The sequence below is a fragment of the Chitinophaga rhizosphaerae genome, assembly GCF_003958645.1.
Lineage (GTDB): Bacteria > Bacteroidota > Bacteroidia > Chitinophagales > Chitinophagaceae > Chitinophaga > Chitinophaga rhizosphaerae.
The window spans coordinates 621885-635497 of sequence record NZ_RXLO01000003.1; the positions used below are offsets into that span (position 1 = coordinate 621885).

Sequence of the window (13613 nt, forward strand, 5' to 3'; positions counted from 1 at the left end):
ATACCTGAATTTAACCCGTCTAACTTTATTGGATATTGTACATGATGCAAATACAATAATTAACAGTATTAAATTAAATAAACGCATAATTTCTGGTTTAGATTATATTTACCACCCAACCGGTAGCCACGTTGGAAGTATTGGATTATTCGCTGCATCTAATAACCTGGGGGCTAAATGAGTTACAGTGCCTGCATTATCTTGTGAACGATAATATTCTCTTAATGGCAACCCCATTTGCTGACGTACAATATTCTCTTTATAGCTGGCCTGCCATTCATCTCTATTTAGGCCATTGTGGTCTCTATCGTCAGTTAGCCCCCTATTGGCATCTCTTCCATGAAAAAGCTCATGCATTAAATTCGTGATAGGGTTATTATTTTGCCCTCCTCCAACTACCCAAACATTTACACCACTTGGGTCCCAAGTTATTGTGCCTCCTGCACCACCTGCCAACTGCGCTGCTGTAATTGTTGCTAATAGTCCAGCTTGTGCAGGGTCTGTTCGTATTTGGTTTGCATATGCTGCAAACCTTTGTGCAGGGTTATAATTGAATTCATTTGTATTGCCTTTTACGATAGTGAAGTTATTTGCGGAACCCTGTAATTCAGTAATCATTGATGCAGCTTCATTGGAACGTGTCCTGCCAGCATTTAGCGCATTTACTGTTTTCTTTAAAAATCCCCTGACCTTTCCATTATATGCAGAGCCATCCTGATTAGTTAGCACACCGTTGTTATAAATAACCTCTGTACCGCGATGCCTTATACGTACTGTATCACCTAATGGGTCATTAAAGGAAATTGGATTATTTTTCATAGCAGCGTATAAACTCTGCGCATTATCAGGCTTACTATCAATCTGCCACCATCTACCCAACTGTGGGTCTAAACTCCTCAATGGTGTTGCATATAGTTCTAACCCACTGCCATCTGAAAACTCCTTATTCTGTAGCTCAGAGCCTTTGTTCCATTTCCTCTTATTCTCCGGATTATAAATTGCCTTCTCACTCAACCCCGCCATAGCCAACCCAAACGGATAATAATGCGTCTCCTCCAGCACCGGCGTACCCGCGAGTGTGACGGTCACGTTGTCAAAGAACACGTCCAGCTGCGTTTCGTTGCTGGTGTAGACGTACAGAAACCCGGATTTCTCCATGATCACATTGTCCTGCGCCAGGGTCTGCAGCTCATCGGGCTGAGTGGCCACCTGTTTTACGCCGCTGGAGCCTTCAACTAAGTTAAAATCTTCGTCGAAGAGCACAAAATTCAGATAAACTTTTGGCCGGTCGGGGTTGGCGGGGGATTTGGGATCCCGTTCCTTCATCCGGTTCCAGCTGTCATTCACGAAGTTATTACTGAAAGGCGTACCGTTCGAACCTTCGGCGCCACCGTGGCCATCCACGGCTGCGGCGCCGGGGTTGCCGAACGCACGGATGAGCGATGCGGCCATGTCGGCTGCGGGGGCGGTGGTTTTTTGGGCTTTATTTGGGCCTTGCGATTTATAGAACGCCCGTGCGCCCAGGCGTACCGTATCTCCGGATTTTACCTTCAGTACCAGGCTGGGACCAATGCGGCGGTCGGCATCTTTGCCGTTCAGTTTAGCCACGAAGGCGTTCTTATCGGCCTGCGGATCTTCGGGGTAACCCACCGGTTTATCGACACGGGAAGCATCGATATTGCTGAAAGTGGCGTTTTCCACGTCCGCCTTTTCCGGCTCCATGCTCGCCAGGTACAGTTGCTGGGGCGGGTTGGTCTCGGCCAACACGATACGCACATTGCCCAGGTGGTCTTTCATGAAGTAGTCATAGGTAAACCCGCCTGCCGCCAGGGGGCGGATGCGGCCTTCTTCATGGCCGATCAGCTGCAGCGCGTCGTTGTCGTAGATTACCGCCCCCATGTATTCGGTACGGGTGGTTTTGTTCGGCGTCACCGTCTGGTCGAGGACCGTTTTGGCCAGCTTGCGGCCTGTGGCGTCGTAAATGTAGGAGATCGTGCCTTTGCCCGTGATGCTGATCGTTTTGGGCAGGTTCAGCAGGTTGTAGTGGATCGCCGAGATTTTCTTGTTTTCGTCCTTGGTGAGGTTGCCATTCTTGTCGTAAGCATAATCAAACGTGGCGGCGGTATTCTGGTCGGCGAAGTCGCCCAGCGTGGTAGCGGGGTCGTTGACCGCGTCGGTCACCTTGTAAAGCCGGTTGCCGGCGGTGATGCCGGTGGTATCGTAGCTGTAGGCCAGGTTATCGATCAGCACGTTTTCGGTCGTGCCTTTCTTGCCCCAGTGGCGCATTTGTTTGATGTTACCGTTGGCATCGTAGGCGGTAACCGGGTCGGCGCCGTCTCCCATAAAGGCATCGTAAACGATAGTGGTCCGGGCGTACGTAGTTCCGTTGGACGATTGTGTGAAGTTCCCTTTGAGCAGCCTGCTGGCGGCATCGTAGGTATAGCCATAAGCATTGGCGGTAGGCACGGTGCCAGCGGTGATTTTAGTCCCTTTCCAGGTAACCCCGGCAATGTTACCGTTGTATTCCTTGTTCTCGAACCCTTCGTCGTAATGCAGTTCCTGGCCGAAGTAATGTGTTTCAGCGCCGGTGAGCCATTTGCGGTTGATACCTTTGTTCCAGCCGCGGACGTTATAGGTATAATCCATGCTTTCGATCACCGTACCGGCGGCGTTGCGGAATTCCTTGCGCTGCAGCTGGCCGAGGGCGTCGTAGGTATTGGTGGCGATATCGCGTTTGTATGCGGCGTTGTCGTTGAGTTGCTTGGTCACTTTGATGACGCGTCCGGCATGGTCGTAGGTCAGGTTGGTCAGCAGCTTCGACTCCCCGGCCGTTCCCGCTTTGGGGTTGTTGTGGTAATGATAGGTGCTGAGGGTTTTGCCGATAAAATCGTACATCGTGGTCACGATATCCGTCCCGTTGTTGATATTGTCGCTGAGCACCTGCACCGGGCGCCCTTTGGCGTCGTAATACGTGGTGGTCACCAGGAACTGGTCGGTATCTAGCACCCGCACCTTCGTGCCCGTTACCAGGCCTTTGGTCTGGGAACTGGTGGCGACTGGTTCTGCATACAGGTTGGTGCCGGCTTGCGGTTTCGTAAAATAAGCGGTTTGCACCGGCTTTGCGCCGGGATAGCCCAGCGTATCGTAATAGGTGTAGGTTAGCGCGTAAAAGTTCCCGTTCAGCCCCGGCAGGCTCAAGGTGGCCGTCGTTGTTTCGGAGGCATCTGGCATCGTGGGGTCAACCAAAACCTCCGTTGAACTGCCGGCCGGCGTCTCGAAGCCATCGGTGAGCTCCACGCTCAGACGGGCTTTGTAAGTATTAACGTTGGTTTCATACTTCGAGACCACCAGGTTGTCGATCGCCTTTATGACGGTGGTGACAGTTGAACTGGACGTGGCCGTACCCATAGCAGTGCTCAACGCATCGTGCGTCAGCGCGCTCATGTAAATCCCGGACATGATGGGCCGGTTGAGGTTGTCGTAAACGGTAGCCATCCATTTGCCGGTAACCGCCCGTAGGTTGCCGTCGCGGGTCAGCACGAGGCGGTCGCGCTGGTCGTAGACCATTTCCACGGGGTCGGCGCCGGGCACTTTCTTGACGATCATCCGGTTGCGGCCGTCGTATTCATAGCGGAAGCAGAGGTTGTTTTGCACCTCGGCGCTGAGCGCCCAACTGGCGCCGGCCAGCCGCTCCACCGCGCGGGGCGGCAATACGAAGCGGAGGTTACCCAGGTCATCGTATGCGTAATACGTGCAAAGCCAGCCGCTGTGGCCGGTGCCCGGGGCGGCGGCGAACTGTACCTTCTTCAGGACCACCTTGTCTTCCTTGTCCTTGTATGCGACCACCTGCTTGCCGTTCTCGTCCGTTGTCACGTTTTTGAAAAGCGTGCCGGCGGCATACGTTCCGGGCGAAGCCAGGCTGGAGGATGGGATATTATTCGGGAAGGTGGTCGTTACATTCCAGGTCCGTACAGAATCGCCGACGGCATTGACCAGGTATTGCGCACCCACGCCCCTCCCGGCGCCCGTCCAGTTATTACCGGGCGCCATCTCTTTGGTGACGCGGTTGAGCGGCGAAGCCTCGAACTGGGTCTCGCTGTAAAAGATATCTTCTTCGTTGTTCTTGGCGGTATCCAGGAAAGTGCCGTAGAACGAGGCCTGGTCGGTAAAGGGGCTGGTCTTGAAAGCCCCGTCGCCCGCGGTGCTGACGTAGGGGAGGTATTTGAAAGACTCCCTGCCGAAGGCATCGTATACGACCGGCGCCACGAGGTCTTTTTTGGTGACAGGCGAGGCGCCCTTCGTCACGGTCTGCAATGGCCTTCCCAGCCCGTCGAAGTAAGCGGTGGCCTGGGGGACGTTGGTCACGTCGGTGGCCCCGGTCACCAGCGCGGGGTCAGTGAGCGGCTGGTTGGGCGTCCAGGTTCGGACGTAATTCACTTTGGTGCCGACGGGATATGCCGCAGGTATGTCACGCGCAGCTTTAACGGCGGGCTTGCTGCCGTTGGGTTTTTGGGCGAAGGTTGCCAATGGTGAAAATAACAGTATGAGAAGCCCAGACTTCACTAATATTCTGGATTTCGATGTGTCGGGTTGGGATGCAATTTTTTGCGGCGGTGCAGCCGGACTGCTAAAAACAGTTAACCAATTCGGTAAGGGTTGCATGGAACGGGATTTAGGTAGGGATTGCGGGCAGTCGGGTTCACTTTTCTTGCGGTAATTGCAGCAATCGGATTGTTATTCGAATAGTAAAATAATGAAAAATGTGGATAGCATCCGAAAATTGCTCGTTAAGCCTCCACTTTTAAAAAATGACCGGGTCTTGGAAATGACATAAAATGCGGCTAAATTGGATGTCAAAATTTATAACCCGAGTCAGCGAACAATTCCCGAAAATGTTCCCGTCTACTGTAAAACCCGGTACCTATGCAAAAATTATTCACGGCAAGCCTGCTTTATATTTTTACCGCAGTTCCGCTGTACGCGCAGCAGGAGTCTGACAGGAACATTGGCGTAACCAAAGTAATCCCGGTTTCCCCCAACGCGGCATCTATCGGCCGGTTTGGCGATATTCCGGTCAGTTATCAAACCGGTCTTCCCAATATCTCGATCCCTTTCGCGAACTTCGGCACCAATGATCTGAAATCAGCAGTGTCGCTCAGCTACCATGCCGCGGGTTTGAAAGTATCCGAAGTCCCTTCCTGGACGGGCGGGGGATGGACGCTCAACGCCGGCGGCGCAATATCCCGGACAGTACGCGGTTTGCCGGACGAGCTCGGGCATGGCATCATGACGCAGACCATGAAGCTAAAATTCCGTCAAGAGCACCGTGACGATCCTGCCTACAAGATCGAGATCCGCCGCCTGCTTACCGATGCTGGAAAAGGGCAATATGATACGGAACCGGATATCTTTCATTTTAATTTCGGTGACCAATCCGGCAAGTTCTATTATAACCAGGAGACCGGTAAGTTTCATACCATCACCAAAAGCAACCTGGTAATCACTTATTCTTACAATACCGGATTTATCATTACAGCGGAAAATGGGAATAAATACCAATTCCAGGTAGAGGAACGTACGCATACGCGTACCTATTGCAATGTTGGAGGGCCCGATAATCCGGATTATACCGTTTCCAGCTGGTACCTTTCAAGGATCGACAATAAAACCGCGACCGACGATGTGACATTCGAGTATAACAACAATGCCTATTCCACCTTCCGTACGCCGAATTCCGCGACTATATATCAGCGGACCACGAGTACCGGCACGTATTTCGGTCAGGTGCAGCTACCTCAAGACCAGGAATGCTATTCCGAAGTGACCATTACATCGCAAAAGCTAAGCAAAATCTCTTTCAAGGAGGGATATATCCTGTTCGTTGCCAATCTTAACCGCTGCGATCTCATCGGCGAAAAGGCGCTGGAAAAAATGGAGCTTTATGATAATACCGGCTCGCTGAAAAAGCGTTTCGTGTTTAACTACGGTTACTTCGGCGGCCCGGGGCTCCCTGCGATTTGCAACGATATGGTGGAAGCTGAAAAGGTAAAGCTTAAGCTCAAATCCATCGTGGAAGAAACGGTACAGGGCGGGGTGGCCGTCCAGCTGAAACCGTATGTTTTCGATTACGAGAAGGAATTTGAGTCCTTTCCGACACTACGTTCGTACGCGCAGGATTACTGGGGGTATTACAATGGCGCCAACACCAACGGCAGCCTAATGCCTGCCATGTTATGGGGCGGGACTATTGTCACCAATTCGGGGGCGAACAGAATGCCTGATACCAGCGCTACGATTTATGGGGCGCTCAAAAGAATTACATGGCCTACCGGAGGGTATACAGATTTCATTTTTGAGAACAATACGGTGCACGGATCTTACGGTTTGCCGCAAAGAAATTATGAAGGCGCTCACGTTATTGGAGACCAGGTAGGGGCTCAAACTTATTATGAAGACGAATTTGTAGTCAACATGCCCGCCGGCGGCACAGTGGCTTCATTTTCGTACGATGCGATCGGCTGCGTCGTAGACTACCAGGATTATTACGATTATCCTGGTCTCCGTTGTGCCGACCTTCGTATCATCGGTCTTACACCTGGTACGGTATCATTGGACGTAAGCCCGAACTACGCAGCGGGCACCCAGGGTACAATTTACCTGCCTAACGGAACATACAAGCTGATGGCCAACTTCATTCAGCAAGGGACGGACTTTAAATATTTCGTGTTCGATATCTCCTATGAAGTACTGCCAACTACGCCTCCGCCCAAAAACTACGCAGCTGCTGGGCTCCGGATCAAGAAGATGATCGATTATGACGGTATTTCCCACGAACGCGACAGGATTCGTAACTTTACTTACGAACGGCCGACAGGCGGATCGTCTGGCACTTTTATTGCTCCTTGGTCCAATTCGTTCCAGAACGATTTCAAATTTGTCTACTACTCGCATCAAATAGACAACCTGGGTCATAAGACTTGGGCCAATTATGAGGTCGACTATATCCGTCGAACCACCAGCGGTAACTATCCACTACTCACATCTGCAGGAAGCTATATCGCCTACAAATACGTTACGGTAACAGAAGGAGGGATCGGTGAAAACGGCAAGACGGAATATACGTACTCATTTAATGTTGACGACGTTATCAATGATTTTCCCTTTCCATATATTCATAGGGACTGGATGAGAGGTAATCCTGAAATGGAAACCGTATCTAAAAAATCCGGCACAGCCTGGGAGACCGTCCGTTCCACAAGTAATGAATATCTCTATTCTTCGGTCCTCAATATTCCGGAGAATAGTCCGCAGCTGGGCCTTAAGACAGGATTTGCACAAACGACCAATTTCGATTCCCAGTCTGAATTCGAAAGCTATTTAGGTTTGGATGCGATCGCTGAATTGGAAGTTCCTGTCACCACGCCTTATTATACTATTACAGGTTATGCCCTCAATGAGTATTCGGTCTCAAAAGATTTTTCCGGACCCAGCTACCTTGAAAAGATTGCCACCACCGAGTATAACGAAGGCAATCTCATGCCGAAATATATAAATACTGACGCCAGCAGCGGCGAGGGAATAATCACTACAATGACCTATCCTAACGATTATCCAACCGCCCAGCAGCCATTATGGATGCAGCAAATGGTGCAAAAGAACCTTGTCACCGTACCTATCGAGAAGCTGTTTCTCCGATATAAAAATGACAAATACTATGTTGCCGGAGGTGTGATCACTACTTATAAGGCTAATGTAGTGGCAGCAGATGAAATATTTGTGATGGAATTGAAAACGCCAGTAGAGTTCGATGCGTTTACCCAGAGCTCAGTATCCGGTGGCGTGCTGCTGAAAGACAGCCGGTACAAAAAACGCATGAGCTTCCTGGAGTACGACCTTACCGGCAACATCATCCGGCAGCAGAAATCTGACGACGTTGAGCTTTCCTACCTGTGGGATGCCAGTAATAGCTATCCCATCGCTGAAATGACGGGTAGCCTGCGAAAAGATCTTTTTCATACTTCGTTTGAAAGCAACCTGGAGGGAAACAGTGTATTGAACGACAGCAAAACCGGCAGGCGTAGTAAGACTGGCGGCTTTTCGAAAGCCCTGTCCAATCTCACCAACGGAAAATATACGCTCAGCTACTGGCAGAAGTCTGGAGCCAACTGGATTTTGCTATCCCAGGAGGTGACGGTCGCCGCTGGTACATACACAATCAATTTAACGGGGCAGGTAGACGAAGTCCGATTTTATCCTTCGCAGGCTATGTTGACAACTTACACTTTTGACCCGCTGGTGGGGATGACATCGCAGTGTGATTCCCGGAATATGATCACTTACTATGATTATGATGGCTTCGGTCGCCTGAAAACGATCCGCGACATGGACAATAAGATTCTGAAGCAATTCGATTACCAGTACCAGGTGGCTACCCCTTGACCTTGAATTGTTTTATATGCTGTTTTTAAAAGATTTATAGTCGGAATTGCGGTGTTATTGTCATTTGCCGTATCTGCCCAACACCATTTTCCTTCCACAGGAACGTAGGGATCAGTACGGGTGGTGGCCCTTTTTTGAACCTTATGTTCAGTCCCAGGATACAACATATATCCTGATCCGTTCCCTGAATTATTCGAATTCTCCGACCGTGTTGGCAAGACGGGGAGGCATCATCTTCAACCAGGAGAATACTGACAAGACGGCGGCGATCCAGTTCGCCGTGCCTCCGGGAGCCATGAAGTATAAATAATTGTATCAACGGACGGTATTGTTACGGATTTTATTCTATTCGTGTTTGAAATGAAAGGTATCCAAGTTCGATAATCGTCCCTCCCAGCCCGCAAGATTTAGTAGAGACCCGCGCCAGGCGCGGGTTTTCTGATTGTAGTCGAGTATTTAGTCGAGTTTCCTTTTGTTTTCAATGATCTTTACGGAGTTAACAGTTCATCTGAAATAAATAACATTTACAAACTTGCTATTTAAATACTTGCTTTAGCATTTCAAGAAGCAGGGGTTCTGCAATACTGCAATAACCGCCGTTCTTCCTCATCGGCTGTGCGGGGAACTTTGTAAAATGCGCCGATGAGGTTGCCGTTCAAATACGGCGGTGCTTCCCGGGTTAAGTCCCTTTCAATTACGGTATCGATTTCCTGCTTTCCGATTAACCGGTCAACAATTGCCGAACTTAAGCCCTTATTGAACGAGGCGCTCCCCGGGCGCTGGAAATGATGTGCAAAGCTGTCTTCTTCATCATAATATTCCTTGTTTATTACCATGACGAATGAATATTCCCGATGGGGACACGGATACCCTATATTTTTATTTAATGCATCAGGCGCGGATCTGGCGAATTATTCTATTGATAATCAATACTATCGACTGCATATTTCAGCTAACCCCTATCATTTTGACTTGACACTGAAATTGCTTAACTTACAAGTAGTTATAACAACTTCATTTCTCCGTACTTCCTCCTCCACTTTTTTTAGCCTTATCCTATACATTCTTCACCTCTAAGAAAATTTCTGTTATGAGAAAGATGTATCTCTTCGCGGTCGTTGCATTGGCAACAGCCTGCAATACGGGCACCGACAAATCGAAGTCGGAAGCTGAAAAGGAACCTGTAACCGAACCGGTAAAAAAGGAGGTCGTTAATTATCCTTTCACGCCGGATTACTCTTCCGATTTTGAAATCGGCGATCCCAGGAACGCAATGACGCTCCTCAACATGTACAAGAACTGGGACAACAACACCATGAACAATTCAAAGGACTATTTCGCAGAAACAGACACCATGATCTTTTCCGATGGTTCTATGTTTACCGGGAACCGGGACAGTCTTATCCTGATCGCTAACAAGGTGAGGGGGCAAATGGGCACTGTGGTTGATTCTGTGCATGCCTGGGTACCGCTCAGAAGCAGGGATCATAACGAGGAATGGGTATTGATATGGACCCGTGAGATTTCAACAGATGCCAAAGGACGGAAATCAACCAAAGAACTGCATGAAATATGGAGGTTTGATAAAGACGGCAAGATCAACCTGATGTACCAATACGAGCAGCAGCCTCCCAAAATGCCGCCTCCTCCGCCGAAAAAGAAATAATTGCATGACAGTGCGCTAACGGCGTTTATTATCAGGCTTAAATGCAGGAAGGTACGATTGCCCGTACCTTCCTCATTCATCCGGTATGGAAACAGACAGCTTATCATTTTCTTTTTATCCTGAACTGGCCGGATATTTCCTTCTTTGGAGGGTTGTAACTACCATCCTGGTACCATACCTCTGCGGTAAATTTACCCTCTACATAACCTCCAACTGCATCGTACCGCGTAATGGTTACCCCCCCGGAAGAATGCTGTAATTCGCAGGTTGGACAGGGTGTTTTGCTGGTAACCCAGTCCCATTCCCCCGTTCCTCCAATATGCATATAGCTTTGATCGTCATCCAGTCCGTAAGGGTAGGAGCGTTGCCCGAAAGAATCTCCCAACAACCGGATCAGGATAAACTGACCTCCGCTCATTTCCGCATTGATGTAAAAGTTATCCGCTTCCATTTTGAGACATTCATCAGTAGTGCAATCAGCTGATTTGTTTTTGTAGACGATGCCATCCATTGTAAAGACCAGGAATTCGTCTTCCATAATAGTCAGGGGAACGGTCAGGATGGCCTGCCTGCTGTAATCTTTCTTCGCCGTATTCCAGACAGGAACGTAAACACTCACCAGCTCCGGGTTTACGGCAGACAGTGCGGCGGGGGCGGTATACAGGCAATTGATACCATCCGGCTTCAGTTTCCCTGCGCCCGCGCCCATTTTCCATTGTATACGCGGTATCTGCGACCGGATATTGTATTCTACATACGCTCCAATCGGCGGATCTATTTCCAGCGAGTTAAGCAATATTTCATGATACATCAGCTTTAAATGCGCCTGCTCACCAACTATTAACTCACGGCGATCCGTTTCTATTTTTAGGGATTCAACGTAAGTCCAGTCACTAAAATGAGTGGTATATGCCGTAAGCGTACGTGCAGCCTCGTCCCTTTCCGTATCCATGACCATCCGGAAGAAGCCGGTCGAATCCTGGTATGCCAGGTGCAGCAGGGCAGGAGCGGTGCCGATGGTTTCCGATGCCTCGTACCTGAATACAACCGTTACCGGCTTCTTGAATTGAATATGCTCCGGCAGCAGTCTGAATGCGTTACGGGATGATCCGGTTAATGTGTTTTCAATGGGTTGAATGCTGAAATTGACGGGTGTGCTGACAGCTCCCGCCGGGATGACCAGTTGTACACCGTTTGCCTGCAGAGTACCGCCACCGGTGCCAATGGTTTTGGTTACGGCCGGTCCTACAATGGCGCCGGCGTTTCTTTTAACCGGTTTGATAACCTGGTCCTCAATTTCGGCCGGCGACTTTTTACAGGCTATGAACAATGAGATGAATGTCAATAAAAGGAATGAATGAATTAGCTTCATAAAATGCGTGCTTGTGTTTTTTCCGGGGTAAATACTGGATGCAAAGGAAAATAAAAGGCGGACAGGTAAAATTTAGTTGATGCGCGAATCGTAACTCCCGATGCCTGAATCGTAATAAACACTGCCGGCATCGTATTTACCATCGGCACTGTACCGGCCTTACTAGGGGAAGAGGTAATAAACTATCTCCTTTTCCCTATTTTTGCCGTGACATGGCAAAACAAACCGTTTTCAGTTTGACCGATGCACTGCGTGGCAACAGGCTTACCCGTTATGACGTAAGCGTACTATTTATCGTGTTGCCTTATTACTTTATCATTGCAATGCTCATCTGGGGGAAGGAGTATGTGTCCGATCCGGGCGTTTTCCTTACAACCACAGCCATCATATTGGGCGTTTGGCCCGCATCCTGGTTTATACATTCAAAAGCAGGGTACATTATCCGGAGATTTTTCCCTGAAGTAAACCAGACAAGCCCGCGTGTATTGGTAACCCTGGCCATCTTTATACCCATAACCATTTTCATAAACTATCTCATTCTGGTGATGTGTTGCAGTGCGGCAGAGCGGCCGTATATGCCTGAAAAATTCGGTAGCATATCTTTAGCTGGTATAGTATTGAATATTATTGCCACCGCAGTATTCGAAGGCACTTACCTGTTAAAGAAATGGAAAGCATCGCTCATTGAAGCCGAGAAGTCAAAGAAGGCCTCCCTGCAAAGTGAGCTGGACAATCTGAAATCACAGGTGAATCCTCATTTCCTGTTCAACTCCCTGAATTCATTATCCGCCCTCATTTCCGAAGACCAGCAGAAAGCGGAAGAATTTTTATATGAAATGTGCAAGGTATACCGCTACCTGCTACAGAACAACGAACATGAGCTCACCGCCATACATGTGGAAACCGCGTTTCTGAAGTCTTACTACTATTTGCTTAAAACAAGGTATGAATCCGCCATCCAACTGGATATTGACATTCCTGATCAATACAATAATTACCAGATCCCGCCTTTCACGCTACAGATGCTGGTCGAAAATGCGGTGAAGCATAACGTAATTATGGAATCCAATCCCCTTATTATCCAGGTATACACCAACGATAACGAAGAATTGGTTGTCCGTAATAACCAGCAGGCGAAATCTGTTTCCGTGCAGTCTAACAAAATAGGGTTAAGGAACATTCAACGCAAATACCAGCTACTGTCTCAACGCAGTGTTGCCATAGCGCCGGGCGACCAATACTTTACCGTAACGCTTCCCCTGATTAATCCCGCTACTTATGAAAGTAATAATCATTGAAGATGAAAATCTCGCAATTAAAAGACTGATAAAAATGATTGCCGGGACAGACAATAACATGGAAATTGTTGCCACGCTCCGGAGCATATCGGAAAGCGTAAACTGGCTGAAAGCACATCAAGCGCCGGAATTGATATTTATGGATATTGAGCTGGCAGACGGGCAGTGCTTCGAGATCTTCAACCAGGTTACAGTGACCAGTCCGGTTATCTTTACTACTTCATACGACCAGTACATGCTGCGGGCGTTTGAAGTGAACAGTCTGGACTACCTGCTGAAGCCTGTAGAACCCGAAAAACTGGCACAGGCATTAAACAAGCACAAAACCATTCAGGCACATTATGCCAGTCGAACCTCGCCCAATATGAACGTTGCCCGGTTGCTGAATGACCTTCGGGAGAACCTTGACAAACATCAATATCGCAAACGGTTCCTCGTAAAATCCGGGAATAAGCTGGTAAGCATACAAACGGAAGATATCGCTTATTTCTTCCGGGAAGGCAGGATCACTTTTTTCAAAACTTTCACCAACAGTAAGTATATAACTGATTACACGCTGGAAGAACTGCAGGAAGAAATGCTGGATCCGGCTGATTTCTTCAGGATCAACCGCTCAACGTTAGTATGCATAAAATCCGTCAAAACAATAGAGAACTTCCCCGGAAACAGGCTGCACCTGGATCTTGTCCCCGCTTTTGACAAGGATTCCATTGTAAGCAGGGAAAAGGTTTCCGAATTCAAAGACTGGATCGGCAAATAGCACCGTTCCCATTTAAGCACGGATTTCCACGATTGGCGCGCTACAACATACGACTCCGTCATCCTCCTCCTGCGGCTC

Annotated in this window: 7 protein-coding genes; 4 read left to right on the top strand and 3 right to left on the bottom strand. The window is 48.9% G+C overall.

All coding sequences use genetic code 11. The annotated features are described in order from the left end of the window. Positions 1-108: 108 nt before the first annotated feature. The gene (locus EJ361_RS09610; RefSeq protein WP_164714155.1) at positions 109-4527 is read right to left on the bottom strand and encodes a DUF6443 domain-containing protein; all 4419 of its coding nucleotides are present in this window, start codon (positions 4525-4527) and stop codon (positions 109-111) included. A gap of 396 nt (positions 4528-4923) precedes the next feature. On the opposite strand from EJ361_RS09610, the gene EJ361_RS09615 reads away from it, so the two are divergent. Further along, complete coding sequence (locus EJ361_RS09615) at positions 4924-8439, top strand: hypothetical protein (protein ID WP_126245277.1); 3516 nt, start codon at positions 4924-4926, stop codon at positions 8437-8439. Between the two features lie 560 nt (positions 8440-8999). Here EJ361_RS09615 and EJ361_RS09620 read toward each other — a convergent pair. Beyond that, the gene (locus EJ361_RS09620; protein ID WP_126245279.1) at positions 9000-9275 is read right to left on the bottom strand and encodes a hypothetical protein; all 276 of its coding nucleotides are present in this window, start codon (positions 9273-9275) and stop codon (positions 9000-9002) included. Between the two features lie 254 nt (positions 9276-9529). On the opposite strand from EJ361_RS09620, the gene EJ361_RS09625 reads away from it, so the two are divergent. Beyond that, the gene (locus tag EJ361_RS09625) at positions 9530-10105 is read left to right on the top strand and encodes a hypothetical protein (protein WP_126245281.1); all 576 of its coding nucleotides are present in this window, start codon (positions 9530-9532) and stop codon (positions 10103-10105) included. 103 nt (positions 10106-10208) lie between these two features. Here the strand turns inward: EJ361_RS09625 and EJ361_RS09630 are convergent, their stop codons facing one another. Then, positions 10209-11477: a hypothetical protein gene (locus EJ361_RS09630; RefSeq protein WP_126245283.1), complete on the bottom strand. Its 1269-nt coding sequence runs from the start codon at positions 11475-11477 to the stop codon at positions 10209-10211. A 212-nt stretch (positions 11478-11689) separates the two neighbouring features. On the opposite strand from EJ361_RS09630, the gene EJ361_RS09635 reads away from it, so the two are divergent. Together EJ361_RS09635 and EJ361_RS09640 are read left to right on the top strand one after the other, a co-directional pair. After that, positions 11690-12775 carry a sensor histidine kinase gene (locus EJ361_RS09635; protein ID WP_126245285.1) on the top strand — a complete coding sequence of 362 codons (1086 nt, stop codon included), beginning with the start codon at positions 11690-11692 and terminating at the stop codon, positions 12773-12775. Beyond that, the gene (locus EJ361_RS09640; protein ID WP_126245287.1) at positions 12756-13535 is read left to right on the top strand and encodes a LytR/AlgR family response regulator transcription factor; all 780 of its coding nucleotides are present in this window, start codon (positions 12756-12758) and stop codon (positions 13533-13535) included. The genes EJ361_RS09635 and EJ361_RS09640 overlap by 20 nt, the downstream gene beginning before the upstream one ends. The last annotated feature ends 78 nt before the right edge of the window (positions 13536-13613 follow it).